Genomic DNA, 639 nt, shown 5'->3' on the forward strand with positions numbered 1-639 from the left:
GCCGAACACCGCGGTGCTCAGCGGCAGCAGGCCGAGGAACACGATGGTGTGCGCCGACGATGCGTGGCGAAGGGCCAGTGCGGTCAGCAATGGAAAGCCAACCACCACCCCGAGGCTGACCACTGCCAAGCCTGGCAGGTCAGTGCGCCGCGGCCACGGCTGGCGCAGCAGAAGGAGCAGGCCGAGGCCGAGCACGGCGGCAATGGTGGCGCGCGCAGCAGTGACGAATCCGGCATCCAGCTGCAGCACTGCCAGGCGGGTGGCCGGCAGGGAGCCGGCGAAGATCACCACACCGATGAAGCCATTGATCCAACCACTCGCCGACCGTTCCACGCCTGTACTCCTGAAGGTGCCGGACGATGCCCGGCTGGACCTGTATGGAAGCATCCGGCGCGGGAGGACCCCAGCTACAATCCAGTACAGTCGCAAGTAACTGTACTGCCCACACTTCCACTACGGTTCCGCCATGCCGCGTCCGCTCACACGCATCGAATCGGTCATCCAGACCGTCCGCACTCGCATCAGTGCACGGGTGGATGGCCCCGGCTCCCGCCTGCCTTCGGTACGTGCGCAGGCGGCGATGATGGGAGTTTCAGTCTCCACCGTGGTCGAGGCCTACGAGCGCCTGGCGGCCGAAGG

The 639-nt window shown here is 66.7% G+C and carries 2 protein-coding genes; one reads left to right on the forward strand and one right to left on the reverse strand.

The features are described from left to right. A partial coding sequence (locus DAI20_RS19645) for an EamA family transporter (RefSeq protein WP_159085139.1) occupies positions 1–333 on the reverse strand: 333 nt, incomplete at its 3' end. A 133-nt stretch (positions 334–466) separates the two neighbouring features. Here DAI20_RS19645 and DAI20_RS19650 point away from each other — a divergent pair. Beyond that, a partial coding sequence (locus DAI20_RS19650; protein ID WP_159085140.1) for a GntR family transcriptional regulator occupies positions 467–639 on the forward strand: 173 nt, incomplete at its 3' end.

This window comes from Planctomonas deserti, assembly GCF_003067705.1.
Lineage (GTDB): Bacteria > Actinomycetota > Actinomycetes > Actinomycetales > Microbacteriaceae > Planctomonas > Planctomonas deserti.